The 23,520-nt window shown below is 69.2% G+C and carries 22 protein-coding genes and 1 tRNA gene; 11 read left to right on the forward strand and 12 right to left on the reverse strand.

Features of this window, described 5'->3' with window-relative positions:
- The first annotated feature begins 2 nt into the window (after positions 1 to 2).
- Positions 3 to 887 (forward strand): universal stress protein, encoded by an 885-nt coding sequence (locus AC1MEQ_RS12565; protein WP_479791133.1) that lies wholly within the window; start codon positions 3 to 5, stop codon positions 885 to 887.
- 8 nt (positions 888 to 895) lie between these two features.
- Entirely contained in the window at positions 896 to 2,431 is a 1,536-nt protein-coding gene (locus tag AC1MEQ_RS12570; protein WP_479791134.1) for an APC family permease, read from the forward strand.
- Positions 2,432 to 2,437: 6 nt separating this feature from the next.
- Here AC1MEQ_RS12570 and AC1MEQ_RS12575 read toward each other — a convergent pair whose 3' ends face one another.
- The 8 genes from AC1MEQ_RS12575 to AC1MEQ_RS12610 are packed head-to-tail and all read right to left on the reverse strand — an operon-like array spanning position 2,438 to position 9,537.
- Positions 2,438 to 3,871 carry a cryptochrome/photolyase family protein gene (locus AC1MEQ_RS12575; RefSeq protein ID WP_479791135.1) on the reverse strand — a complete coding sequence of 478 codons (1,434 nt, stop codon included), beginning with the start codon at positions 3,869 to 3,871 and terminating at the stop codon, positions 2,438 to 2,440.
- On the reverse strand, positions 3,868 to 4,722 hold the full coding sequence (locus AC1MEQ_RS12580; protein ID WP_479791136.1) for a prenyltransferase: 855 nt from the start codon (positions 4,720 to 4,722) through the stop codon (positions 3,868 to 3,870). Before AC1MEQ_RS12580 ends, AC1MEQ_RS12575 begins: the two co-directional genes overlap by 4 nt.
- Positions 4,719 to 5,054 (reverse strand): hypothetical protein, encoded by a 336-nt coding sequence (locus tag AC1MEQ_RS12585; RefSeq protein ID WP_479791137.1) that lies wholly within the window; start codon positions 5,052 to 5,054, stop codon positions 4,719 to 4,721. The genes AC1MEQ_RS12580 and AC1MEQ_RS12585 overlap by 4 nt, the downstream gene beginning before the upstream one ends.
- Positions 5,051 to 5,422: a lycopene cyclase domain-containing protein gene (locus AC1MEQ_RS12590; RefSeq protein WP_479791138.1), complete on the reverse strand. Its 372-nt coding sequence runs from the start codon at positions 5,420 to 5,422 to the stop codon at positions 5,051 to 5,053. Before AC1MEQ_RS12590 ends, AC1MEQ_RS12585 begins: the two co-directional genes overlap by 4 nt.
- Complete coding sequence (gene crtI / locus AC1MEQ_RS12595) at positions 5,422 to 7,023, reverse strand: phytoene desaturase family protein (protein ID WP_479791139.1); 1,602 nt, start codon at positions 7,021 to 7,023, stop codon at positions 5,422 to 5,424. The genes AC1MEQ_RS12590 and crtI overlap by 1 nt, the downstream gene beginning before the upstream one ends.
- On the reverse strand, positions 7,023 to 7,907 hold the full coding sequence (locus AC1MEQ_RS12600; RefSeq protein ID WP_479791140.1) for a phytoene/squalene synthase family protein: 885 nt from the start codon (positions 7,905 to 7,907) through the stop codon (positions 7,023 to 7,025). Before AC1MEQ_RS12600 ends, crtI begins: the two co-directional genes overlap by 1 nt.
- 2 nt (positions 7,908 to 7,909) lie before the next feature.
- On the reverse strand, positions 7,910 to 9,046 hold the full coding sequence (locus AC1MEQ_RS12605; protein WP_479791141.1) for a polyprenyl synthetase family protein: 1,137 nt from the start codon (positions 9,044 to 9,046) through the stop codon (positions 7,910 to 7,912).
- The gene (locus tag AC1MEQ_RS12610) at positions 9,043 to 9,537 is read right to left on the reverse strand and encodes a MarR family winged helix-turn-helix transcriptional regulator (RefSeq protein WP_479791142.1); all 495 of its coding nucleotides are present in this window, start codon (positions 9,535 to 9,537) and stop codon (positions 9,043 to 9,045) included. Before AC1MEQ_RS12610 ends, AC1MEQ_RS12605 begins: the two co-directional genes overlap by 4 nt.
- A gap of 110 nt (positions 9,538 to 9,647) precedes the next feature.
- Here AC1MEQ_RS12610 and AC1MEQ_RS12615 point away from each other — a divergent pair, with 110 nt between their 5' ends.
- On the forward strand, positions 9,648 to 10,499 hold the full coding sequence (locus tag AC1MEQ_RS12615; protein WP_479791143.1) for a tryptophan-rich sensory protein: 852 nt from the start codon (positions 9,648 to 9,650) through the stop codon (positions 10,497 to 10,499).
- Positions 10,496 to 11,956 (forward strand): SDR family oxidoreductase, encoded by a 1,461-nt coding sequence (locus AC1MEQ_RS12620; RefSeq protein ID WP_479791144.1) that lies wholly within the window; start codon positions 10,496 to 10,498, stop codon positions 11,954 to 11,956. The genes AC1MEQ_RS12615 and AC1MEQ_RS12620 overlap by 4 nt, the downstream gene beginning before the upstream one ends.
- Here AC1MEQ_RS12620 and AC1MEQ_RS12625 read toward each other — a convergent pair.
- Positions 11,953 to 12,369 (reverse strand): Lrp/AsnC family transcriptional regulator, encoded by a 417-nt coding sequence (locus tag AC1MEQ_RS12625; RefSeq protein ID WP_479796126.1) that lies wholly within the window; start codon positions 12,367 to 12,369, stop codon positions 11,953 to 11,955. The genes AC1MEQ_RS12620 and AC1MEQ_RS12625 overlap by 4 nt on opposite strands.
- Before the next feature lie 472 nt (positions 12,370 to 12,841).
- On the opposite strand from AC1MEQ_RS12625, the gene AC1MEQ_RS12630 reads away from it, so the two are divergent.
- The 5 genes from AC1MEQ_RS12630 to abc-f all read left to right on the forward strand — a co-directional run bounded on the left by AC1MEQ_RS12630 (position 12,842) and on the right by abc-f (position 16,811).
- Positions 12,842 to 13,042 (forward strand): helix-turn-helix domain-containing protein, encoded by a 201-nt coding sequence (locus AC1MEQ_RS12630; protein WP_417218560.1) that lies wholly within the window; start codon positions 12,842 to 12,844, stop codon positions 13,040 to 13,042.
- 4 nt (positions 13,043 to 13,046) lie between these two features.
- On the forward strand, positions 13,047 to 14,183 hold the full coding sequence (locus tag AC1MEQ_RS12635; RefSeq protein ID WP_479791145.1) for an alanine racemase: 1,137 nt from the start codon (positions 13,047 to 13,049) through the stop codon (positions 14,181 to 14,183).
- 83 nt (positions 14,184 to 14,266) lie between these two features.
- Positions 14,267 to 14,339, forward strand: a tRNA-Ala gene (locus tag AC1MEQ_RS12640).
- A 233-nt stretch (positions 14,340 to 14,572) separates the two neighbouring features.
- Positions 14,573 to 14,872, forward strand: coding sequence for a DUF4193 domain-containing protein (locus AC1MEQ_RS12645; protein ID WP_479796127.1), 300 nt, complete (start codon positions 14,573 to 14,575; stop codon positions 14,870 to 14,872).
- Between the two features lie 265 nt (positions 14,873 to 15,137).
- Complete coding sequence (gene abc-f, locus AC1MEQ_RS12650) at positions 15,138 to 16,811, forward strand: ribosomal protection-like ABC-F family protein (protein WP_479791146.1); 1,674 nt, start codon at positions 15,138 to 15,140, stop codon at positions 16,809 to 16,811.
- A gap of 7 nt (positions 16,812 to 16,818) precedes the next feature.
- Here the strand turns inward: abc-f and AC1MEQ_RS12655 are convergent, their stop codons facing one another.
- Both AC1MEQ_RS12655 and AC1MEQ_RS12660 read right to left on the reverse strand, forming a co-directional pair.
- Positions 16,819 to 17,715 carry an RNA polymerase sigma-70 factor gene (locus AC1MEQ_RS12655; RefSeq protein WP_479791147.1) on the reverse strand — a complete coding sequence of 299 codons (897 nt, stop codon included), beginning with the start codon at positions 17,713 to 17,715 and terminating at the stop codon, positions 16,819 to 16,821.
- On the reverse strand, positions 17,712 to 18,908 hold the full coding sequence (locus tag AC1MEQ_RS12660) for an NAD(P)/FAD-dependent oxidoreductase (RefSeq protein WP_479791148.1): 1,197 nt from the start codon (positions 18,906 to 18,908) through the stop codon (positions 17,712 to 17,714). Before AC1MEQ_RS12660 ends, AC1MEQ_RS12655 begins: the two co-directional genes overlap by 4 nt.
- A 147-nt stretch (positions 18,909 to 19,055) precedes the next feature.
- Between AC1MEQ_RS12660 and AC1MEQ_RS12665 the strand changes: the two genes are divergently transcribed.
- Together AC1MEQ_RS12665 and AC1MEQ_RS12670 are read left to right on the forward strand one after the other, a co-directional pair.
- Complete coding sequence (locus tag AC1MEQ_RS12665) at positions 19,056 to 20,267, forward strand: acetyl-CoA C-acetyltransferase (RefSeq protein ID WP_479791149.1); 1,212 nt, start codon at positions 19,056 to 19,058, stop codon at positions 20,265 to 20,267.
- A 15-nt stretch (positions 20,268 to 20,282) separates the two neighbouring features.
- Positions 20,283 to 21,773, forward strand: coding sequence for an enoyl-CoA hydratase/isomerase family protein (locus AC1MEQ_RS12670; protein ID WP_479791150.1), 1,491 nt, complete (start codon positions 20,283 to 20,285; stop codon positions 21,771 to 21,773).
- Positions 21,774 to 21,840: 67 nt separating this feature from the next.
- Here AC1MEQ_RS12670 and AC1MEQ_RS12675 read toward each other — a convergent pair whose 3' ends face one another.
- Complete coding sequence (locus AC1MEQ_RS12675) at positions 21,841 to 23,517, reverse strand: glycoside hydrolase family 13 protein (protein ID WP_479791151.1); 1,677 nt, start codon at positions 23,515 to 23,517, stop codon at positions 21,841 to 21,843.
- Between the last annotated feature and the right edge of the window lie 3 nt (positions 23,518 to 23,520).

The raw sequence follows: 23,520 nt of genomic DNA on the forward strand, positions 1-23,520 counted from the left end.
CCGTGCGCTACATCGTCGGCTACACCGCAGACGCCCGGGGTGCCGAGGCCGTCCGTCTGGCGCTCGCCCTCGGCGGCGGCCTCTCCGGGGGCGGGGAGGACACCCATCTGGACATCGCCATGATCCTGCCCGAGCACACGCCCTTCAGCGCCACCTACCCCGGTGGCGACCACGGCTACCGCAGCATCATCGCCGAGCAGGTGGACGCCTGGGCCAACGAGGCGCTGCAGCTGGTGCCTGCAGGCGTCTCCGCCCGGGCCGTGGTCCGCAGTGCACCCTCGGAGGCCGAAGGCCTGGATGACCTGACCCGCGAATCCGGGGCCGGGCTGATCGTCATCGGCGGCCGGCAGGGCAAGCTGGCCTCCCGCATGGGCCCCGGCTCGGTGGCCACCGCACTGCTGCACTCCGCATCGATCCCCGTGGCCATGGCACCGGTCGGTGACGGCGGGGCCATCCCCCGGGGCCTGGACCGCGTGACGGCCTTCATCGGGACGCGCCCGGGTGCCGCGGCCGTCGTCGAAACCGCCGCCGTGGCGGCCCGTCGACGGGGCGCCGAACTCCGTGTCGTCTCGCTGCTGGGCCAGGACGGGGGCAATGAAACCCAGCTGGCATCCCGGCGAGCCGAGCTCCAGGACCATGTTGCCGCCGTCGTCCACGAGGCCGGGATCCGCGCAGAAACGGTCGTGGCGGAGGGGCGCAACATCGAGGAAGCCGTACAGGCGCTGCAGTGGCAGCGCGACGAGGTCGCGGTCGTCGGCTCCAGCCGACTGGCCCACCGCAGGCGCCTGTTCCTGGGCGCCACCGCGCAGCGCATGCTGCGTACCCTGACCGTCCCGCTGGTCGTCGTCCCGCGCGACCACCAGCCGCCAACCCCCATCGGGACCTAGGAGTCACCATGGCAAACATCGAATCCGGAACCAGTTCCGAGGGCCGCATCGCCGTGGACCAGGCCAGCGGCCTCGGGGACAAGGGCCTGAGCAAGGGGGCCGTCGGGGTGCTCGGCGCCGTGGTGATCGGCGTCTCCTGCATCGCCCCCGCCTACACGCTGACCGCCGCCTTGGGCCCGACGGTCGCCGAGGTCGGCACGCACCTGCCCGCCATCTTCATCGCCGGGTTCATCCCGATGCTGCTGGTCGCGCTGGGCTACCGGGAGCTGAACAGCGCCATGCCCGACTCCGGGACGTCCTTCACCTGGGCGACCCGCGCCTTCGGACCCTGGATCGGCTGGATGGGCGGCTGGGGGCTGATCGCGGCGACGATCATCGTCCTGTCCAACCTGGCCGCGGTGGCCGTCGACTTCTTCTACCTCATGCTGGCCCAGATCACCGGGCGGCCGGAATTGGCGGACCTGACCAACGTGCTGTGGCTGAACATCGCCACGACCCTGGTGTTCATCGCCGGAGCCTGCTGGATCTCCTACCGGGGAATCGAGACCACGAAGTCGTTCCAGTACGTGCTCGTCGCCTTCCAGGTCCTGGTGTTGGGCTGGTTCGCGATCGCCGCGTTCTCCCACGTGGCCAACGGGTCCGCCTTCGACGCCACCCCGATCAGCTGGGAGTGGTTCAACCCCTTCGGCGTCGAATCGCTGACCGGATTCGCCGCCGGGGTCTCGCTGTCCATCTTCATCTTCTGGGGCTGGGACGTGACCCTGACCATGAACGAGGAGACGAAGGACCCCGACAAGGTCCCCGGCCGGGCCGCCACCCTGACCGTGCTGGTCATCATGGCCATCTACATGGTCGTCGCGCTATCGGTCATCTCCTTCGCGGGCATCGGCGACACCGGATTGGGCGCCGGGAACCCCGAGAACCAGGAGTCCATCTTCGCGGTCCTCGCCGGCCCGGTGATGGGACCGTTCGCGATCCTGATGTCGCTGGCCATCCTCTCCTCATCGGCAGCGTCGCTGCAGTCCACTTTCGTCTCCCCGGCCCGCACGATCCTGGCCATGGGCTACTACAAGGCCCTGCCCCCGGGCTACGGCAAGGTCTCGCCTCGCTTCAAGTCCCCCTCGACCGCGACGATCACGGCCGGCGTGGCGGCCGCCGCGTTCTACGTCATCACCCGGACGTTGTCCGAGAACGCGCTCTGGGACACCATCACCGCCCTGGGCATGATGATCTGCTTCTACTACGGCGTTACGGCGCTGGCCTGTGTCTGGTATTTCCGCCGCGGGCTGTTCGCCAGCGTCCGGGCGGTGGTCTTCAAATTGCTCGCCCCGCTGATCGGCGGGCTCATCCTGCTGGTCATGTTCGTCAAAACGGCGGTGGACTCGATGGACCCCGACTACGGTTCCGGCAGCAACATCGCCGGGCTCGGCATGGTCTTCATCCTCGGCGTCTCGGTCCTGCTGCTCGGGGTCATCGTGATGTTCTACATGCGTTGGCGGCACCCCGCCTACTTCACGGGCAAGACGCTGACACGGCTGAGGTAGCCCCGGTCAGCTGCCCTGGATGGTGCGGTAGTCGTCCAGGGCACGACGGCGGGATTCGGCCAGGTCCTCGAGGGGTTCGGGGTACCCCGGGAGGAGGGCGTCGGGGACCCATCGGTTCACGTAGTTCCCCTGGGCATCGAAGCGCCGGGCCTGGGTGTTCGGGTTGAAGATCCTGAAGAAGGGCGAGGCATCGGCTCCTGAACCGGCGACCCACTGCCAGTTGGCGGGGTTCGAGGCCTCATCCGCGTCGACGAGTGTCTCCCAGAACCACTGTTCGCCGACCTGCCAGTGGACTCCCATGTTCTTGGTCAGGAAGCTGGCGACGAGCATCCGGACCCGGTTGTGCATCCACCCGGTCTCCCACAGTTCACGCATGCCGGCGTCGACCATCGGGATGCCGGTTGCCCCGGACTTCCAGGCGTCGACGGGCTCATCCGCGGTGGCAGCCTCCGAAGCGGGGAAAGGCGGAGCGCCGCGCAGGCACCGGGGCGTCTCGGACCCCGGACGGTCCGGCCACCGCCACGGGAAGCGGTCGAAGGAGACCCTGAGGTTCCGCGTGGCCAGTTGGGGGTGGTGGTACAGCAGGTGCCAGCAGAACTCGCGCCACCCCAACTGGCGCAGGTAGGCCATCGTCCCGCCCGACGTGGGTCCCGGCCGGGACGAGAGGGCGTGCCAAAGCTGGAAGGGGCTGATGTGGCCCCAGCGCAGGTACGGGGAGAGCCGGCTGGTCCCGGTGGTTCCGGGGAGATCGTGGCCTTCCGCGTAGTCGTGGACCGGCCCGTCGGCGAAGTCCTCGAACACCGACCATGCTGCCGCCTCGCCGGGTGTCCACTGGGCTGCCAGTTTGGCTGGCCAATCCGAGCCGGTGGGCACCAGACCCCACGAGTCCAGATCGTCGCCGTCGATCCTCGGCCCCTGATCCATGGCGCGGGTGCTGGTCTGGTCCGGTGCATCCAGCGGGTGGCGGATGTGCTGCTCCCGGAGTTGGTTCCAGAACGGCGTGAACACCCGATAGTGGCCGCCTTGCCCGGTGTGGATGGTCCACGGTTCATGTAGCAGCGTGGCCTGGAAGCTCTCGGCATGCACTTCGGACGTCCGAAGACCCTCCTTGACCTGGGTATCCACCGTGCGTTCTGCCATTCCGTAGCGCCGGTTCCAGTAGACGGCCGTCGGCTCCACTTCGCGAACCAGCGCGGCCAGCACCTCGGCTGCGGGTCCGCGACGCAGCACCAGGTCGATGCCCCGGTCCGCGAGATCCACGCGCAGCTGCACCAGGGCTTCGTGCAGCCACCAGCGCGCCGCCGCACCAAGGGGCCGGATGCCGGCGGACTCCTCGTCGAGAATATAGATGGCCACGGGTGCGGCCTCGTGCACGGCGGCCACGAGCGCGGGATTATCGGCAATCCGCAGGTCGTCGCGGAACCACATGATGGATGTCATCGGGTCACCACGTACCAGATCAGGAGCAGGGTAACCAGGAACCCGGTGGCGTAGTTCAACCACAGGAAGCGTCGCCATCCACGGTTGGCCACGCCCGATCCGGCGTCGTCCACCCGCAGGAACGGCAACACATTGGCCAGGTAGGGCAGCGCCAGGAGCCCGGCCAGCGGCCCGGGCCAGGTGGTACCGAGCATGAGCAGGCCGGCGGCAACATAGGCGACTGCCGCGGCGGCGACCGTCGCGCGGGCCCCCAGCACCGTTGCCACCGAACCCAGGCCCGTCTCGCGGTCGGGCACGATGTCCTGCACGGCACCGAAGGCGTGGCTGGCCATGCCCCAGAGGAAGTATGCGGCCACGAGGCACCAGAGCCCGCCGGTGAATTCGGCGCCACCGAGGAGCAGGCCGTAGACGGCGGGGGAGACGAAATGGGTGCTGGAGGTCATCGAGTCGAGGAAGGGCCGTTCCTTGAAGCGCAACCGTGGGACGCTGTAGGCCAGGACGGCGGCCAACGACAGGAGCAGGACCAGGTTCGCGGACACGGGGCCCTGGGTGGCCAGGACGATGGCGAACGGCACGGTGGTGACGGCGGATGCCCAGAGGATGGCCCGGTGTCTCGACCGATCGACGACGGCGCCCTCGGCGCCACCCTTGCGGGGGTTGCGGAGGTCGGATTCGTAGTCGAAAACGTCATTGATCCCATACATGGCCAGGTTGTAGGGGATGAGGAAGAAGAGGGTCCCGACGGCCAGGACCCAGGAGAGGCCGCCGGTGGAGATCAGATACGCCGCGGCGAACGGGTAGGCCGTGTTGACCCAGGAAACGGGCCGGGACGTCAGGAGCAGGTCGATCATGGATCCTTCCTGTTGGTGGATGCCGGCGCGGGACCGCCGGTGAGCAGGAGCCACGTTGCGGGCAGCAGGACCGCCGCGCCGACGGGGTAGGCAAAATCGCCGAGTGGGGCCAGCCCCACGAGCGGACCGTCCAACGTGTCGGCGGAATAGGTGAACAGGCCGGCGCCGATCATGACGTTGTCGAAGATGGCCGTGAGCACCAGGAGGGCACCCAGTGTGACGCCGAAGGCACCCAGGGTGCGGCGCCCGATCCGGCCGTACAGGGCTGCCACGGCGAAGACCACCAGGGCCAGGGCCAGAAAGGCGCAGTTCACGTATGCGTAGGCGCTCAAGACCTCCTCACCCCACGAGTCGGCACCGTCTCCGTCAGGTCGGTCGCCATGCGGCGGGTCCTGGACCGGCGACGCCAGGTGAGGAAACCGGTAAACAGCACCATGGTTTGATAGACGAGGAAAAGCAGGAACACCGGTTCCTCCAACGGCAGCTCGGGACCGAGCATGACCCCGGTCATCAGGGGCGATTCACGGTGGAAGAAGATGCCTGCGGAGATGGCCCAGAGGTCCCAGCCGAGAAAGTACCCGAGACCCAGCACCGTGACGATGGCCGCAGCCACCGGGCGGGCCCAGAAGAAGAGCCGGAACCGCGCGTCGAGCAGCACCATGCAGCCCAAAAGGACCAGCAGCAGCAGCAGATAGGGCATCAGGCGCCGTCCGGGGAGGGCTCGGGCAGGGGGCCGGTCCGCTGGTCCCGACGCATGGCCTTGAGCACCAGTTCGGCGCTGATCAGGCACATCGGCACGCCGATCCCCGGGCGGACCGAGCTGCCGGCGTAGAAGAGCCCCTTCACCCGCCGGCTGCGGATACCCGGACGCAGGAATGCGCTCTGCCGCAGGGTATGGGCCGCACCGAGGGCGCTACCCCGCCAGGCGTTCACGTTGTGCACGAAATCGGCCGGACCGTAGCTCTGTCGCGTGATGATTCGATCGCGCAGGTCCTCGATTCCCGACCAGGATGCGAGCTGGTCGATGGCCGCATCTGCCACGGCCTCCACGCGCGGCGCCCCGGTTCCGTCGGGCCCGCCGGCACCCCACGCAGGCTGTGCAGGAGCGGGGACGAGGACGAACAAGTTTTCGGCCCCCGCCGGCGCGACTCCGGGGTCGGTGGCGCTGGGCCTGCAGACGTAGATGGACGTCTCCGGGGTCAGGTCGTCTCCGGCGCGGATGCGGCCGAAGTTGTCCCGCCAGTCCTTCGTGAACAACAGGTTGTGGTGGGCCAGTTCGTCGAGGCGGCCGCGGATTCCCAGGCACACGAGGACGGCGCTGGGCCCGGGATCGCGGCGTGCCCACACGCGTTCGGGGTGTGTCTGTTGCCGGGGTGGAAGCAGTGTGGTCTCCACGTGGTGCAGGTCGGCGGCGGCCACGACGACATCCGTGGGCAGCGAATGGGCCGTTCCGCCGGCGTCTTTGTAGGCCACCGCCTGGACTGCTGATCGTCGCCGCGATCGCCATCGTGACCACCCGGCGCCCGTCGGCGCGTCCGTGGTCTCGATGCGCGTCGCCGTCGACGATGTGCGGATCTGGACACCGGCGGCCCGCGCGGTGTCCGCCAGGGCGTCGACCACTGCGGCGAATCCCCCGAGGGGATAGAGCACCCCGTCGGCGAGATCCAGATGGCTCATCAGGTGGTACATCGCCGGTGCCCGGTACGGATCCGTTCCGAGGAAGACCGCCGGATAGCCCAGTAGCTGGCGCTGGCGCGGGTCACGGAACCGCCGGCCGATGAACCCGGCCAGTGGCGTGCCGAGGAGACCCGCCATTCTCAGGCCGCGCCGCAGGACCTGGGGATGCAGCAGGCCACGCTTGCTCTCGAAATCGTCGTAGAGGAAATGCCTTTTGGCCAACTCGTAGGTCTGCCCGGCCGAGTCGAGGTAGGCTCCCAGCCGCGTCCCGGAGCCGGGATCCATGGTCTCGAAGGCGGCGGTCGCGGCGGCACGGCCCGAGTGGAGGTCCAGGGGGCGGGGGTCGCCCTGGAACCAGGTCCGGTAGGCCGGGGCGAGCGGGACGAGCTCCAACTGCGCGGAGGCGCTGGTGCCCATGAGTCGGAACCAATGGTCGATGACCTCGGGCATGAGGTACCAGGACGGGCCCGTGTCGAAGTGGAAACCGTTCGCGGAATACCGTCCGGCGCGTCCACCGAGCGTGGTCCCGCGTTCGAGCAGCGTCACCTCGTGCCCATCCCGGGCCAGTAGTCCGGCACTGGCCAGCCCGGCGATCCCGCCCCCGATGACGGTGATGCGCGCCATCAGGCGACCCCTCCCCGGCGTGGTGGACGGTGGGCGACCACGCGCAGCAGCACGGCTGCCTTGCCGGCATTGCCCACCCGCACCCGGTGGTCCAGGAGGTGCCGGGCCGGAACCTCATCGAGGCGTTCGACCAGCCTGGAGAACAGCCCGTGGGCCAGGGCGACAGCCCGGCGGGCGCCCGGCGCGAGAAGGGCGATACCGGTCTCGGCGACGGCGAGTTCGGTGCGGATCTGCGCCACGAGGGCATCCTTGGCCGCGTCGTCGAACACGGGACCGGACGGTGTCTCGAGGTACTCCCGCCCGAGCTCTTGACGGTCGGCCGCCAGGTCACGCAGGAAATTCACCTTCTGGAAAGCCGAGCCGAGGCTGCGTGCGGCAGCCTCCAATTCGCCGTCGTGCCCCGGAATGGCACCTGGCATGGAGCGGAAGACGCACAGGCACATCAGCCCCACGACCTCGGCCGATCCGTAGATGTAGCTGTCCAGGGAGGCATCGTCGTGCCGGGTTACCGTCAGGTCGGCCCGCATGGACTCGAAGAACGGCCGCGTCAGGTCAGTGGTGATGCCGTGGCGGCGGGCGGTGATGGCGAACGCGTGCACGACCATGTTGGTGCTGTAGCCGACCGCCAGGGCGCTCTCCACCTCCAGTTCCAACCGCTGGAGTTGCGCGGCGACGGCTTCCGGCGGCAATCCTGCGGCCGCGGCCGCACCGTCGACGGCTTCGTCGGCGACGCGCACGAGCGCATAGATGTTCTCGACGTCGTGCCTGGCCGCCGGGCCGAGCAGTCGGCAGGCCAGCCCGAAGGAGGTCGAGTACCGGGAGATCACAACGCCCGCGCTGCGGCTGGCCGTCTCGCTGTACCGGGGCAGGGGGCTGGTATCCATGGTCATTTCGTCCGCTCCAGAACCAGGGTGCACATGGCGGCCAGGTCGTCGCAGAGGGTCGAGGAGGGTGCCAGGTCGGCTGCCTCGGAGAGGGCGTGCCGAACCAGGCGGAGGGCCAGGCGCCGTGCGGCGTCGTCGGCGCCCGCAGCACGCAGTGCCGAGCGGACTTCCTCGATGCCGGCTTCACCGCGGCGGTAGGCGTCATGGGCGGCGAGGTAGCCGGCGTCGTGCGCCGCAAATGCCCCCAGGACGGTGCGCTTGTCCGAACGCAGGTCCGAGTCGATGGACTTGCCCGTCACCGCAGGATCGCCGAATGTGCCCAGGACGTCGTCGATGACCTGGTAGGCGATGCCGATCGTGCGGCCGATGCCGCCGAGGCGGTCCGCGGTTCCGGCGTCCGCCCCGGCCAGCACGGCACCCGCACGCAGGGGTGCCTCGAAGGAGTAGGAAGCGGTCTTCAGCCGTTCCATGTCCAGCACCTGGTCCACGCTGACGTCGGCGCCCTCGAAGGCGAAAACAAGGTCGTCGAGTTCTCCGGCGGCGGCTGCCAACACGGCGGCGTGCACGACGTCGAGTACTGCCTCTGCGGTGCCGGTGGCTGCTCCGGCACGGGCGGCCAGACGGAGGGACCCGGCCAGCAGGACGTCGCCGCCGATGAGGGCCGCGGAGTTCCCCACGTGGTCGGCCGTCGCCTCCGGGAGTCCCAGGCGCAGGGCATCGTCGCGGTACCGGGCGCCGAGCGTGGGGCGCCCCCGGCGGACCAGATCGCGGTCGATCACGTCATCGTGGATCAGGAGCGCGGCGTGCAGCATCTCGAAGGCGGCGCCGAGGGTTGCGCCGGCCTGCTGGTCGCGGCCGCCGAATGCGCGGTAGGAGAGGTGGACCAGGCGCGGACGCGTGAGCTTCCCCCCGGCCAGGCTCTCGCCCAGGCGGTACCAGAGGCGGTCGAAGCGTCTGGAGTCCCGTCCCGCGTGGCGCAGCGCGGAGCCGGCCTCACGGTCCAGCACCTGCCGCACAGCGGCCAGGAAGCCATCTGCTTGCGGATCCGCGACACTCTCGTCCGGGGCCCAGCCGGGCCGCGTCGGCAGGTCGGATCCTTCCGAAAGGACCCTCGTGGCAGTCTCGGAGTGTTGGTTCATGTCGTTGTCTCCTCGGGGGTGGAGGCCATCGCGTCGATGCGCTCCTGCATGGAAGCGACCACCCCATCGAGGTAGGTGGTCACGGCGTGTTGTCCGGCTTCGTCCATCCCCCGGACCAGGGAATCCGTTGCGAGGATCATGGGCATGAGCTGGGCCATGGCCTCCCTGACGGAGGACTCGGTCGGTTCGACGACGATGCGCCGGCGGTCGGACGGATGGGGCAGGCGCCGGACGTGTCCTGCCCGCACCAACCGGTCGATCACGCTGGTGACGGCCGCCGTGGTCAGGTGGAGTTCCGCCGCCAGGTCCGAGGGCGTCATCGGACCCGTTTGGAGCAGATGCTGCATGGCCTGGAAATCGGTCTCGTTGGTTTTCAGGTGCACGCGCATCTGGTATTCAACGGTGTCGTTGAGCACCAGGATTTTGCGCAGCAGCACGGAGGCCGGGTGCATGGCGGGCCGGCCCCCGCGGGCCGGGATAGCGTCGTTCATTTTATCCACCGAAGTATTGATAATCAGATAATCTAGCTACATACTGGTACACACCAGCCAAAATGTCGAGTCCCCCAGAGGGGGCCATCGAACAGCAAGGAGTGTCGACCATGGGCAAGACCAACCAGCCGGGCGGCGACCTGTCATCGTCCTCGCCGATCGCCCCCTGGCTATATGCGGCCACTGTGGCGTTGGCCATCGCCGGGGCCTTCCTGGGCAGCGGTGCACTCGGCGGCACCCCCATCCAAGATGCGGCCGATGGCTGGCTGTCCGCCGACGGCACCGTCCTCGCCCCCGGTGCCGGGGCCTTCTCGATTTGGAGTGCCATCTACGCCGGACTGGTCCTGCATGCGGTGATCCAGCTCCTCCCCGCATGGCGCGGATCAAACCTGCAGCGGCGCCTGCGACCGTGGGCCGCTGCATCGGCCCTGCTGAACGCCGCGTGGATCTGGGTGGTGCAATGGGGACAGCTCCTGCTCAGCGTGGTCGTCATCGCGGTCCTGCTGGCCGTCTTGGCACGGACCTTCATCCTGATCCTCCGCACGCCGGCAGCCGGCCGGACCGAGCGACTGGTCGTGGGCATCACGTTCGGCCTGTATCTCGGCTGGGTGAGCGTGGCGACCGTCGCGAACATCTCGGCGCTGCTCGCCTCCCGGGGTGCGCGGGCCCCGGAGGGAACGACGATGATGGTTGCCGCTGTCGTGTTGGCCGTGGCCGCCGCAATCGGCATCACCCTGGCGGCCAGGACCGGGGGCCGGCTGGCACCGCCGGCGGCCTTGGCCTGGGGGCTGGCCTGGATCGCCATGGGCCGGCTCGACGGCGGCCTGCAATCGGTCCCGATCGCGTGGGCTGCAGGTGCCGCTGCGGCGCTGGTCGTCCTGGCGGCGCTGGTGTTCCGGATCCGAGAAGCCAGAAAGCCGCGCCGCCAGGTGGCCGGCAACCGCAGTGGAGCAGGCCGTTGAGCTGCGTCGCCGTCGCCGGGGCCACCGGTTATGTTGGCGGACGTCTGGTTCCCCGCCTGCTCGAGGCCGGACATGAGGTCACGGTGCTCACGCGGAGCGCATCGAAGTTGCGCGATGTCCCGTGGGGAACACGCGTGGACGTCATTGCGGGTTCCCTGGAGGACGAGGCCGCCGCGGAGGCGCTCGTCGAGGGTGCGGACGTGGTGTTCTATCTGGTCCACTCCATGGGTGGTCCGGGCGACTTCGAGCGCACCGAACGGACCTGTGCACTTCGCCTCGGAGCCGCCGCGCGCGCGGCCGGCGTGGGCCGGATCGTCTACCTGTCGGGACTACATCCCGCCGGGGAACTCAGCCGGCACCTGGCCTCGCGCACCGAGGTCGGGCGCATCCTGGAGCACTCCGGCGTTCCCACGCTGGTCCTCCAAGCCGGCCTGCTCATCGGCTCCGGCTCGGCCAGTTTCGAGATGATCCGCCACCTGACGGACGTGCTGCCGGTCATGCCCGCACCGCGCTGGGTGCTGAACCGGATCCAGCCCATCGCTGTCCGGGACGCCCTGCACTATCTGCTTGCCGCCGTCGACCTCCCGGAGGGAAGCCGCGGAACCTTCGACATCGGCGGACCCGACGTGCTGACCTATGCCCAGATGATGCGTGGTTACGCGGAAGTGGCGGGTCTGCGGCAGCCGGTCGTCTTGGCATTGCCCGTGCTCACGCCCTGGCTCGCGGGGCAATGGGTCAACCTCGTGACGCCGATCCCCCGGGGGCTTGCACTGCCGCTGGTCGAATCACTGCAACATGACTGCGTCATGCGCGACCGGTCGATCGACGGGCTCATCCCACCGCCCACCGGGGGCCTGACCGGGTATCGGCGTTCCGTCGAACTGGCGTTGCTGAAGATCCAGGCCGATGCGGTCGAGACGTCCTGGGCCGATTCCCGGGAGACGGGCGAGCCGGCCGAGCCCTTGCCCAGCGACCCGGACTGGTCGGGGCGCACGGTCTTCACCGACGTACGGGAACGGGCGACGACGGCGGCCCCGGATCGGGTCTGGAAGGTCGTCGAGGGCATCGGCGGGGACAACGGTTGGTACTCGATGCCCCTGGCCTGGTCGGTGCGCGGATGGATGGACAAATTCGGGGGAGGAGTGGGGCTCCGTCGTGGTCGCCGCAGCAAGAGCAGCCTGCAACTCAACGACGTGGTCGACTGGTGGCGCGTCGAGGCGCTGGAACCGGGACGGATGCTGCGATTGCGCGCCGAGATGAAGGCCCCCGGGGGCGCCTGGCTGGAATTGCGGGTCGACCCCGACGGAACCGGAAGCATCTATCGCCAACGGGCAATTTTCTTCCCGCGCGGCCTGGCCGGGCGGCTCTACTGGTTGGCGGTGCTGCCCTTCCACGGCATCATCTTCCGCAGCATGGCAGAGCGCATCACCCGTGCCGCCCAGGGCGGCGGGTCCTAGCCGTCGAGCAGCCCGGTGGTCCGGTAGGGGATGACCTCACGCAGGAACATCGTCGTGGAAGTTCGCGTGATGCCCGGGCAGAAACGGATGACCTCGCTGACCCGGTAGAGGTCATCCGGGTCGGTGGCAACGACCCGGATCAGCAGGTCGGTGTCACCGGCGGGGGCAAAGCACTCCAGGACTTCCGGGATGTCGCTGAGCGCCGCGATGGCGTCGTCGAGCATGGACTGGTCCAGCTCTGCGGATACCGATGCCGCGACGCCACGCCCCAAGGCAGCCGGCGTGACCCTGCTGCTATTGGGTCGGAGGGCCCCGGAAGCTGCGAGCTTCTCGAGCCGCGACTGCACGGTACCGCGGGCCAGGCCGAGGCGTTGGGCCAGCATCATGATGGGGATCCGCGGGTCCTGGTCCATGGCGGCCAGGATGCGGCGGTCCGTGGCATCGAGGTGGTACGACTCGGGTGTCACCCGGGGGCTCCTTTGCTGGGGGCGAGGTGGAGGATGCCGTCCCCCTCCGGTCAAAGTGACCAAGTGGGTTCGGAAGCAAGTCTCCAGAATAGTCAGTATGACCAACGCCAATCAACTGTGTTGCACGTTATGACCGGTCGGTGATCTATTGAACCCGGAAACTGAACAATGTCATCAACGTTGGGATGTCAGGTTGACGGATCGACGGCGACACCCCCGCCGTCGACACGGCACGGCCCACAAGGCCCGCAACCGGTAGCTGGCTTCGAGTATGGCCCGCAGATTCCCCGCTGGGGGAATCCGCGGGCCATCGTGACGTGGGAGGTCGTCATTTCCCAACCTGCCGCATCTTGTCCCCACGTCGCGTGAACGACTGGAAACGCGCGCTAACTCGCGCTAACTTCAATGTATGAGATTCATGCGTCTGGAAGACGTCGCCGAGGAGCTGAGCGTCAACATGCCCCAGGTGCGTTCCCTGGTCCGCAGCGGCGAGCTCCCGGCCATCAAGGTCGGTGGCCGGGGCGTATGGCGTGTGGAGCGAACTGAACTCGAGGCTTACATCGACCGCCAGTACACGGCCACCCGCGAAGGCCTGAAACAGGACGACGGCGGCCGCTAGTTCCATGGTGCCTTCCCCTCTGATCCCCGATTCACTGCAGACCCCCGAGGTCCTCATCGATCTCGATGTCCTCCGGCGTAACATCAACGCGTTGTCCACTGCCGTCGCCGAACGTGGACAGCGGCTGCGCCCCCACGCCAAGACGCACAAGATCCCGCAGATCGCCGAACTGCAGCTGGCCGCCGGAGCATGTGGGCTGACCGTCGCGACGGTGGGCGAGGCGGAGGTCTTCGCCGATGCCGGCGTGCAGGACCTGTTCATCGCCTACCCGTTGTGGGTGGGGGAGTCGATGGCTCCGCGGCTGAAGGCGCTCGCCGGTAGAACGAGATTGCGCGTCGGCGTCGACTCCGTTGAAGGCGCCTGCAATCTGGCGGAACGCCTGGAGCCGGATGCCGGGATCCTTTCGGTGATGATCGAGCTCGACAGCGGGCACCATCGCAGCGGGGCGGCACCGGATGCCGCCGCCGACGTGGCGCGCGCCGCCCGGGCGGCGGGACTTCGGGTCGACGGCCTCTTCACCTTCCCCGGGCACAGCTACGGCCCCGACGCCGCGAAGGGGGCGAACGACGACGAGTCACGCGTCCTGTCCGCGGCTGCCCGCGACCTCACGGCCGCAGGTTTTCGAGATCTTGAACTCAGCGGCGGTTCGACGCCCACGGCCCACGCCACGGAGCCCGGAGCCGCGACGGAAGTCAGGCCCGGCGTCTACATCTTCAACGACGCACAGCAGTTGGAGATGGGCCACTGCGGTTTTGCGGACATCGCCCTCACCGTCGCGTCCACCGTGGTCTCCCGCCGCCCGGCACCCCAAGGGGGCGGCCAGGTCGTGCTCGACGCCGGCACGAAGGTGCTCGGCGGTGACCGGCCGGCCTGGGCCAGCGGGTTCGCCCGCATCATGGGTAGCCCCGAAGCGCACGTGGCGGCCTTGTCCGAACATCACGCCACCGTGGAATTCCCGGAAGGCTCCCGGCTGCCCGCGTACGGCGAGAAACTGCAGGTCATCCCGAACCATGTCTGCCTGGTCCCAAACCTCGTGGACGCGGTGACGGTGGTCCAGCGGCACGACGCCGGCACCGCTCCGGGGGCTGCATACCGCATCGTCGATCGATGGGCCGTGGCCGCGCGCGGCCGGAACAGTTGAGACGTCCGCCACCGGTTTTGTGCTGTGGCATCGAAGTGCGTTAAGCTGTCGCACGTGGTATCCGCGGGTGGCAACAGCCGCACGGGGCTTTAGCTCAGTTGGTAGAGCGTTTCGTTCGCAATGAAAAGGTCAGGGGTTCGATTCCCCTAAGCTCCACAAAATCCGAGTCCATACGGAGCAGAGGCCCCGGCTGGACTCGTTTTGCTTTCCGGCGTCCCCCAGTCAATCGGCTGGTTTCCGCCACGTGGGGGGACTCCGCAACCGGCTGAAACCGGAGGAGGGCGACCAAGCTTTCGTCCGTTGGTTCGCCCGCAGTGGAATTTTCCACGAAACACGCCCGGCTGTCCTATCCTTGCGGGGCATACATCAACAACATGAGGAGCACAACCATGGCCCAGGACTACGACGAAGCCCGCCCCGACGTCGCCGAGCGCAGCGAGGAAACCCTCAAGCGCGTCAAGGAGATGGATGCACCCAACGCCCGCAGCGTTACCGAAGAACTCGATGAAGGCGAGGCCCTCGACGGCCCCGAACTGCCCGGCGCCATCGTCGACGACGAACTGGTCGTCCGCGTGCTGCCCCAGGCAGCCGACGAATTCACCTGCGGTTCCTGCTTCCTGGTCCGCCACCGCTCACAGCTGGCCCGCGAAAAAAACGGCGTGAAGTACTGCCGCGACTGCGAGGCCTAGGCAACACAGCTCCTTGGCAGGCGGCGGCCACCGCCTGCCCGCGGATCGTCCCGGCAGATGCCGGTGAGATCCACCCGGCGCCCTTGTTCCGTGAACGGGGGCGCCGATATTCTTTTCCCATGGGTACGTTGATCCGCTGAATGATTCCACCGTGTCGAGCCATGCTCCGCGGCGGGAACAACGGGCCGGCCCCGGGCCGCCCACCACCAGGAATACCCCTTCCACCGGGGCGCCGCATGGTGCGCCGCCCGGACAGGTCGACCCCATGGAAGCGTCCCAGCTGTCCCTTCACCACGTATCGCTGGCCTTTTCCGGCCACACGGTGCTCGACGACGCCGACATCACCATCGCGCCGGGCGAGACCGTCGGCATCATCGGCGACAACGGCGCCGGCAAGTCCACCCTGTTGCGCTTGATGGCCTCGCTCATCGAACCCGATTCCGGGGAACTCACCGTGACCGCCCCCGGCGGCATCGGCTACCTGCCACAACACCCCGAGCATCCAGCCGGAGCCACCGTCCAGCACGCGATCGACGAGACATTGGCCGAGCTGCGCGGCCTCGAAGCGCGGATAGCCGGCGCAGAGGCCTCCCTGGCCAGCCTGCGTGGCAGGGAACTCGAGATGGCACTGGCTGCCTATACCGCCGTCGTGCAGGACTACGAGTCCCGCGATGGGTATGCCGCGGACGCGCGCGTCGAGGCGGCCCTGCAGGGCCTCGGGTTACCGCGTCTGGCCCGCGACCGCGCCCTGGACACGCTCTCCGGCGGCGAACTGACACGGCTTGCGTTGGCCGGAACGTTGGCCGCCGACCCCGAACTGCTGCTCCTCGACGAACCCACGAACCACCTGGACGACGACGCGGTGGCCTGGCTTGAACAGCGACTGGCCACCCATCGCGGAACCATCGTCGCCGTCACCCATGACCGCGTGTTCCTGCAACGGCTCACCGACACCATCCTGGAGGTCGATGGCGGACGGCTCGCCCGCTACGGGAACGGGTATGCCGGCTACCTTGCCGCGAAGGCCGCCGAACGCCGGAGCCGGCTGCTCGTTTACGAACACTGGCGGACCGAACTCGAACGCAACGAGCGCCTGGTCGACCGCAATGCGGCCCGACTGGCCGCCATCCCGCGGAAGCTCGAATTCGCGGTCTTCGGGCACGGCGCGTTCCGGGCGCGCGGGCGTGGACACGGGGCGATGGGCCGGCTGCGCATGGCCAAGGGCTGGATCGAACGCCTGGAGAACGAGCCCGTTGCCGCCCCGCAGGATCCGCTGGTCTTCACCCCCGAGCTGGACCAGCCGGAAGACGACGGCGGCGGAGCTCCCGTGGCCGAGCTGCATGGAATACACGTCGGAAACCGGCTGCACCTCGAGGGGCTGCGGTTGCGGGCCGGGGACCGGTTGCTGGTCACCGGGCCCAACGGCGCCGGCAAGACCACGCTCATGGACGTGCTGGCCGGCGAGCTGGAGCCCGACGCCGGAGACGTGGAGGTGGCCCCGGCGGTCGGGTACCTGCGCCAGATGCAGACTCCCTGGCCCGCCCGGATGCTGCTGGTGCAGGCCTTCGCCCAGGGGCGAGCCGGTACCGCGGAGGAGCACATCGACCGGTTGCTCGCGCTGGGCCTGTTCACCGTGCCCGAGTTGAGGCTACGGATCGGGGACCTGTCCTACGGGCAGCGCAGACGCATCGAGCTGGCGCGGTTGGTCACCGAGCCGGTCGACCTGCTGCTCCTGGACGAACCGACCAACCACCTGGCGCCCGCCCTGATCGAGGAGTTGGAATCCGCGCTCGATGACTACCGCGGCGCCGTCGTCATCGTCACCCACGACCGGGGGCTCCGCCGCCGCTTTTCCGGCAGCCGCGCCCGGCTGGAGCACGGGCGGCTGTTGGGGCTCCGGGCGGACGGGGCGCTCCGACCCGGTGCCGCCGCCCGGTAGGGATGCATCAGCGCAGGGCGAACGGGGTTTCGGCGGCGAGCCGGGACAGCTTCTCCGGGTTGCGCACGTAGTACAGGCCCGTGACCAGCCCGTGCTCGACCCTGAACGCCAGGACCCCATCGATCTCGCCGTCCAGCCGCATCAACAGTGCGGGGTTTCCGTTGACCATCGTGGCCTCCGCACTGAACGTCGCGTGGAGTTTGCGCAGCCCGCCGGAGAGCATGCGCACCGCCCGTTCCGCACCGATGACGGGACGCAGCGCCGCCTGTTTCACGCCGCCGCCGTCGCCCACCAGGACGACATCGGGGGCGAGCACAGCGAGCAGGCCCTGCAGGTCGCCGCCCTCGACCACCCGGTGGAAGGCATCCACGACGGCCCGGGTCTCGCGCGCGGTGGTGGACATCCGCGGGCGGCGGTCGTTGACGTGTTTCCGGGCGCGGTGGGCGATCTGGCGGACGGCTGCGGGGTTCTTGTCCACCGCCTCGGCAATCTCGGCGTAGCCGACATCGAAGACGTCGCGGAGCACGAAGACGGCCCGTTCGAGCGGCGCGAGGGTTTCGAGGACGAACATCAGGGCCATCGACAGGCTCTCGGCCAGTTCGACGTCCTCGGCGACATCCGGCGTCGTCAGCAGCGGTTCGGGCAGCCAGGGGCCGACGTAGGACTCCTTGCGGCGCGACAGGGAACGGATCAGGTTGAGCGACTGGCGGGTCGTGATCCGCACCAGGTAGGCCCGCCGGTCGCGGACCGTCCCGAGGTCGACCGCGACCCACCGCAGCCAGGTCTCCTGCAGCACATCCTCGGCATCGGCCGCCGAACCGAGCATCTCGTAGGCAACGGTGAACAACAGGTTCCGGTGTTCGGCGAAAGCCGCGGTGGCCGGATCGACGGCTTCCTCGATCATGCCTCCACGCTACTCCCGGAGGTAACCTCACGCCGGGCCAGCAGGCTCCGGCGCTCGTGGTCCGCGGCCCAGGTCGGGACGGAGAGCAGACCCGGACGCCGTGCCTCGATGGCCAGTTGGCGGACGGTTCCCCAGGTGACGATCCCCTTGAGCAGGGCACCGGCCCGCCCGGGGAGGTGGAGCCCCACCGCCGCGTCGTTCCGGCGTGCGACCTGGAAGATTCCGTTGTGGCGCCCCAGGCTGATGCACTGGCCGACGAACGCCACGCCCAGCTGCCGTGGCTGCGCGCCGGCCAGGCGGCTGAGCACCGTATCGGCGGCCCGGCCGCCGAGCTGTCCGGCCGCCTGGCAACTCATCCTGAACGGCAGACCGGACGGAGCCGCGGAGTCGCCGGCGGCGACGATCCGCTCATCGTCCACGCTGGTCAGCGTCTCGTCGGTGAGCAGCCGGCCGGCGGCATCGGTGCGCAGGCCACTGCCGCGGGCCAGTCCCGGGACGCCGAAACCGGCGGTCCAGATGGTCACGGTGCTGGGTAGTTCGCGGCCGTCGCCGAGCCGAACGGCTGACCGGGACACGGCGCCGACCGTGGCCCCCGGGCCGTCCACCACGTCCACTCCCAGGCCGGCCAGCTTCCGGGCCACCCAGCGGCGGGCCCGCGGATGGAGGTAGGGTCCGAGCGCGGTTCCTGCCAACGTCACGTGGTGGCCCTGCTCAGCGAGTTCGGCGGCGGTTTCGATGCCCGTCGGGCCGGCCCCGACCACCACCACCGGGGCGTCGGCGGGCGACGCCGCCAGCACCCGATGGAGCCGTGCCGCTTCTTCCAGCGTGGCCACCGGGTAGGCGAACTCGACGGCTCCGGGCACGTCCGGGCCGGCACTTCCGCTGCCGGCCGCGTAGACCAGGTAGTCGTAGTCGAGGGTCCCGCCCGCGGACAGGGACAGTTTCCGGTCCGCTGCGTCGATCCGGGTGACGGTGTCGGTGACCAGCCGGATCCCGTCGGCCAGGATGTCCTGGTAGTCGACGACGGCGTCGTCGGTCCCGGCGACGAGCTGGTGCAGCCGGATCCGCTCGACGAACGTGGTCCGCGGGTTGACCAGGACGACTGCCACATCCGGGGCCCGGGTCAATCGATTGGCCGCCGTGACTCCTGCATAGCCGCCGCCGATCACGACGACCGTGGTGTTCGCGTTCATGATGTCTCCTTTGATTTCAGGGGGATGCCCATAGGACACCGGGGGACCGGAGGTTGTGACAGGCACCCCGGGGTTTGCCTCCACCGCCTAGGATGGGCTGGGGGTGCGACGGCGCTCACACCACCTGGCGAAGGGAGCCGATCCGGCATGCACAGCGAGGCCTACATCTACGACGCCGTGCGGACCCCGCGCGGCCGGGGCCGCAAGGGGGCACTCCACGGGACCAAGCCGATTTCGCTGGTCACCGGGCTCATCGACGCGCTGCGCGAGCGCAACCCCGGGCTCGACGAGTCGCGGATCGATGACCTGGTCCTCGGGGTCGTGACCCCGATCGGGGACCAGGGCGCAGACATCGCCCGCATCGCCGCGATCGCCGCGGGCCTGCCTGATACCGTGGGCGGCTTCCAGCTCAACCGCTTCTGCGCCTCCGGTCTGGAGGCCACCAACCTGGCCGCCGCGAAGATCCGCTCCGGGTGGGAACACCTGGTCATCGCCGGCGGTGTCGAATCGATGTCCCGGGTCCCCATCGGTTCCGACGGCGGCCCCTGGGCGTTCGACCCGGCGACCAGCTTCGACACCTCCTACATTCCGCAGGGCATCAGCGCCGACCTCATCGCCACCACCGAGGGATTCACCCGCGAGGACGTGGATACCTTCGCCGCCCGCTCCCAGCAGCGCGCCGCCGCCGCGTGGGACAACGGCCACTTCGCCCGCTCCATCGTCCCGGTCCGCGACCAGAACGGGCTCATCGTCCTGGATCACGATGAGCACATCCGCCGGGGCACCACCGTCGAGACCCTTGGCTCGATCCGTCCCGCCTTCGCCAGCATGGGCCGGGACGGTGGCTTCGATGCCGTCGCCCTGGAGAAATACCACTGGGTGCAGGACATCGACCACGTCCACACCGGCGGGAACTCCTCGGGCATCGTCGACGGGGCCGCCCTGGTCCTGGTCGGCTCCGAGTCCGTGGGCCGCGACCTCGGGCTGGCCCCCCGCGCCAGGATCGCCGCCGCAGCCGTTTCCGGGGCGGACCCGACGATCATGCTCACCGGGCCCACACCCGCCACCCGCAAGCTGCTGGACACCGCCGGCCTGACCCCGGCAGACATCGACCTGTGGGAAATCAACGAGGCCTTCGCCGCCGTCGCCCTGAAGTACCAGCGCGACTTCGCCATCGACGACGCGCGCCTCAACGTCCACGGCGGGGCCATCGCCATGGGCCACCCGCTCGGCGCCACGGGGGCGATGATCCTGGGCACGATGGTCGACGAGCTCGAACGCACCGGACTGCGCCGCGCCGTCGTCACCCTGTGCATCGGCGGCGGCATGGGCGTCGCCACCCTGATCGAACGCGTCTGAAACCGGAGGATGGACATGGAAGAACACAACGTCATCCGCGAGGAGGAGCACGACGGCGGAATCCTCACCTGGATCCTCGATGCGCCCGGCGCGGCGGTGAACCTGCTCGACGCCGACTTCGTCGCCGCCCTCGCGGCCAGGCTGGACGCGTTGGAAGCGGGCCGCTCGGAGGACGCATCGGTGCTCGCCGGCATCATCCTCACCTCCGCCAAGGAAAGCTTCTGCGCGAGTGCCGACCTGGACATGATGGCCGCCGCAACGGCCGCCGACGCCCGGACGGTCCAGGACCTGGCCCTCGGGTTGGCCACCCAGTTCCGTCGGCTGGAGACCCTCGGGGTCCCCGTCGTCGCGGCCCTGAACGGCTCCGCGCTCGGCGGCGGGCTCGGCCTGGCGCTCGCGACACACCACCGCATCGCCGTCGACGTGCCCGGCATCCGCTTCGGCCTGCCCGAGGTGGACTTCGGCATCTGCCCGGCCGCCGGAGGGGTGGTGCGCGCGGTCCGCCTGCTCGGCGTCGAGCGTTCCCTCGATGAGCTGCTGCTCAGCGCGTCCATCATGGGCACGCAGGATGCCATCCAGTGCGGGATCGTCGACGCTTCGGTCGAGGAAGAAGAGGAGCTGCTGCCGGCGGCCCGGCAGTGGATCCTGGACCATCGCGACGCCGTCCAGCCCTGGGATGCCGACGGCTACGAGATCCCCGGGGGAGCGCCCCGGATTCCCACCACGACTGGACCGAATGCCCTGACCGCGGTCCTGCAGTTCCTTCCGGCACGCCTCCGCGGCCGACTCGACGCCTTGCACAACCCGGCACCCCGGGCCATCCTGGCCGCCGCGGTGGAAGGGGCCCAGGTTGACCTCGACACGGCAGCTGTCATCGAGGCCCGCTACTACACGCAGACCGTCACCGCGCCCGTGTCCAGCGCCATGATCGGCCTGCGGCACGCCGACCGCAAGGCCGCCGGACCGCAGGCCATGGACGCGATCACCGGAGCCGTCGCCGACACGGCAACCGCCGCCGCCGGCGAGACGACGTCGGCAACACCACCGGGCGACGAGGAGACCGACGACGGGACGGACCTCGATCCATCCCGACCGACGGGACCGGATGCGGCGCGGCACATGGTTTCCGACCTCACCGAAGCCGCCCGCGCCACGGCACGCGACCTGGTGGCCGAGGGCATGGCGGATATCTCCGTAGCCCGTGCCGCCGGACAGGCCGGCCTGTCCTCGCTGCTGCTCCACGCCATCGAGGAGGCCGCGCAGGAGGCCGTCCGGGACGGGGGAACCGCCCGCGACGCGGCGGCCAGGCAGCCACCGCGTCTCGACACCGGAGACGCCCAGCGGCGCCTGCTCTCGGCCATCGCCGACGCGGGCCGCCGGCATCTGGCCGATCGGGATCAGGCGACGGCTGCGCTACTGAACATCGCCTCGGTGGACGGAGCCGGCTACCCGGCCTGGACCGGGGGCATCGCCCGCTGGAGGGATGGCGGCCCCGCTGATCGGTAGGTCACGGGCCTGGGGCGGACAGGTGGAGCCGGTGGCGTCGTCGGCGCTTCGACGACACCACCGGCGTTCAGCCGACCTTCAACCAGACCGTCGTCTCGCCGGGCAGGCGACCATTCGCCAGCGGGGAGCTGCTTACCAGCACCTCGCCATCGGGCAGTGCCACGTCGTCCGTTCCGAAGTTCGCCACGATGGCCCAACCGCCCGGGCGGTGGTAATGGAGGACAGATTCTTCGGTGTTCTCGACCCACTGCAGTGATTCGTCCGCCTGAAGTCCCCTCCTCAGAGCCAGAGCCTCGCGGTAAAAGGCCAGGGTCGATGCGTCGTCCTCCTCCTCGGCCTGAACGGAGTTCTCGGCAAACCAGGTGGGCTGGGGGAGATGCGATCCCCCGCTGCCGAACCCGAACGAATCGCCTTCCCTTGTCCACGGCAGTGGGACCCTGCACCCGTCGCGTCCGATGTCCTTGCCGGGGTTCCTGAAGAATGAGGGGTCCTGGCGGTCGGCGTCGGGGATGTCGGCGACTTCCTGGAGGCCGAGTTCCTCGCCCTGGTACAGGTAGGCCGAGCCGGGAAGACCCAGCATGAGCAGCGTTGCGGCGCGTGCGCGGCGCAGTCCGTGATCGACGTCGGGAACCGGGGAAGTCCCACCCGACAGCAGCCACGCAGATCCCTGCTTTTCGGGGGCCATTCCGCGCGGCGGGAGGGCGTAGCGGGTCGCGTGCCGGACGACGTCGTGGTTGGAAAAGACCCACGTGGTCGAGGACCCGGTCAGCGAAGACTGGGCCAGGTTGGAGGAGATGATCTCGCGGAACTCCGCGGCGTCGAAATCGGCCTCCAAGAGGTCGAAATTGAACGCCTGGCCGAGTCCATCGACGCTGGCGTAGCGGTGCCTCCGGTCCGGGGTCGCTACCCAGGCTTCCGCAACGGCAGTCCGTGGCGGGTCGTATTCATTGAACACCGAGCGCCATTCGGCGTAGATCTCGTGCACCTCGTCACGGTCCCAGAGCGGGTGCTGTCCATTGGTGGCGTCCATGGCGTCGAGGTCGGCCTGGGAGGGAAGCTCCTCCGGCAGGTCCTTGGCGCACCCGTGGGCCACATCGACGCGGAATCCGTCGACCCCCCGGTCCGACCAGAAACGCAGAGTCTTCAGGAAGTCGGCACGTACCTCGGGGTTCTTCCAGTTGAGATCCGGCTGTTCGGTGGCGAAGTAGTGCAGGTACCACTGGCCGTCGCCGACGGGCTCCCACGCCGGCCCGCCAAAGGTCGAAACCCAGTCGGCGGGCGGAAGGGAACCGTCAGTCCCGAGACCCTCCCGGAAGATGTAACGATCCCGCTGGGGGGAGCCCTTGGGAGAGTCCAGGGCCTCACGGAACCATTCATGTCGATCAGATGTGTGGTTGGGGACGATATCGACCATCAGCCTGATGCCAGCAGCATGCAGCTCTGTTGTCATGCGGTCGAAGTCCTCAAGTGTTCCCAACCGGGGGTCCACGTCGCGGTAGTCGTCGACGTCGTATCCGCCGTCCGCCAGCGCGGAGGGGTAGAAGGGGCTCAGCCAGACGGCATCGACACCGAGCTCCCGCAAATAGCCGACGCGGTCGGTGATCCCGGCCAAATCGCCGATGCCATCGCCGTTGGAGTCGGCGAAGCTGCGCGGGTAGATCTGGTAGACGGCGGCCTGTCGCCACCACGATGCGGCGTCGGCGCCGGGGGCCTTCCCCTGGTGTCCTGCGAGTGTTTCGGTCATGTG

It is taken from the genome of Arthrobacter sp. ASL1 (genome assembly GCF_056680475.1).

What these genes read in the sequence shown, in the direction of transcription:
- AC1MEQ_RS12580 (WP_479791136.1), bottom strand. Translation starts at nt 4,722, where the DNA reads ATGATCGACCTGCTCCTGACGTCCCGGCCCGTTTCCTGGGTCAACACG.
- AC1MEQ_RS12605 (WP_479791141.1), bottom strand. Translation starts at nt 9,046, where the DNA reads ATGAACCAACACTCCGAGACTGCCACGAGGGTCCTTTCGGAAGGATCC.
- AC1MEQ_RS12570 (WP_479791134.1), top strand. Translation starts at nt 896, where the DNA reads ATGGCAAACATCGAATCCGGAACCAGTTCCGAGGGCCGCATCGCCGTG.
- AC1MEQ_RS12610 (WP_479791142.1), bottom strand. Translation starts at nt 9,537, where the DNA reads ATGAACGACGCTATCCCGGCCCGCGGGGGCCGGCCCGCCATGCACCCG.
- AC1MEQ_RS12660 (WP_479791148.1), bottom strand. Translation starts at nt 18,908, where the DNA reads ATGAACGCGAACACCACGGTCGTCGTGATCGGCGGCGGCTATGCAGGA.
- crtI (WP_479791139.1), bottom strand. Translation starts at nt 7,023, where the DNA reads ATGGCGCGCATCACCGTCATCGGGGGCGGGATCGCCGGGCTGGCCAGT.
- AC1MEQ_RS12630 (WP_417218560.1), top strand. Translation starts at nt 12,842, where the DNA reads ATGCGTCTGGAAGACGTCGCCGAGGAGCTGAGCGTCAACATGCCCCAG.
- AC1MEQ_RS12590 (WP_479791138.1), bottom strand. Translation starts at nt 5,422, where the DNA reads ATGCCCTATCTGCTGCTGCTGCTGGTCCTTTTGGGCTGCATGGTGCTG.
- AC1MEQ_RS12655 (WP_479791147.1), bottom strand. Translation starts at nt 17,715, where the DNA reads ATGATCGAGGAAGCCGTCGATCCGGCCACCGCGGCTTTCGCCGAACAC.
- AC1MEQ_RS12575 (WP_479791135.1), bottom strand. Translation starts at nt 3,871, where the DNA reads ATGACATCCATCATGTGGTTCCGCGACGACCTGCGGATTGCCGATAAT.
- AC1MEQ_RS12665 (WP_479791149.1), top strand. Translation starts at nt 19,056, where the DNA reads ATGCACAGCGAGGCCTACATCTACGACGCCGTGCGGACCCCGCGCGGC.
- AC1MEQ_RS12645 (WP_479796127.1), top strand. Translation starts at nt 14,573, where the DNA reads ATGGCCCAGGACTACGACGAAGCCCGCCCCGACGTCGCCGAGCGCAGC.
- AC1MEQ_RS12675 (WP_479791151.1), bottom strand. Translation starts at nt 23,517, where the DNA reads ATGACCGAAACACTCGCAGGACACCAGGGGAAGGCCCCCGGCGCCGAC.
- AC1MEQ_RS12615 (WP_479791143.1), top strand. Translation starts at nt 9,648, where the DNA reads ATGGGCAAGACCAACCAGCCGGGCGGCGACCTGTCATCGTCCTCGCCG.
- AC1MEQ_RS12670 (WP_479791150.1), top strand. Translation starts at nt 20,283, where the DNA reads ATGGAAGAACACAACGTCATCCGCGAGGAGGAGCACGACGGCGGAATC.
- AC1MEQ_RS12635 (WP_479791145.1), top strand. Translation starts at nt 13,047, where the DNA reads ATGGTGCCTTCCCCTCTGATCCCCGATTCACTGCAGACCCCCGAGGTC.
- AC1MEQ_RS12600 (WP_479791140.1), bottom strand. Translation starts at nt 7,907, where the DNA reads ATGGATACCAGCCCCCTGCCCCGGTACAGCGAGACGGCCAGCCGCAGC.
- abc-f (WP_479791146.1), top strand. Translation starts at nt 15,138, where the DNA reads ATGGAAGCGTCCCAGCTGTCCCTTCACCACGTATCGCTGGCCTTTTCC.
- AC1MEQ_RS12625 (WP_479796126.1), bottom strand. Translation starts at nt 12,369, where the DNA reads ATGGACCAGGACCCGCGGATCCCCATCATGATGCTGGCCCAACGCCTC.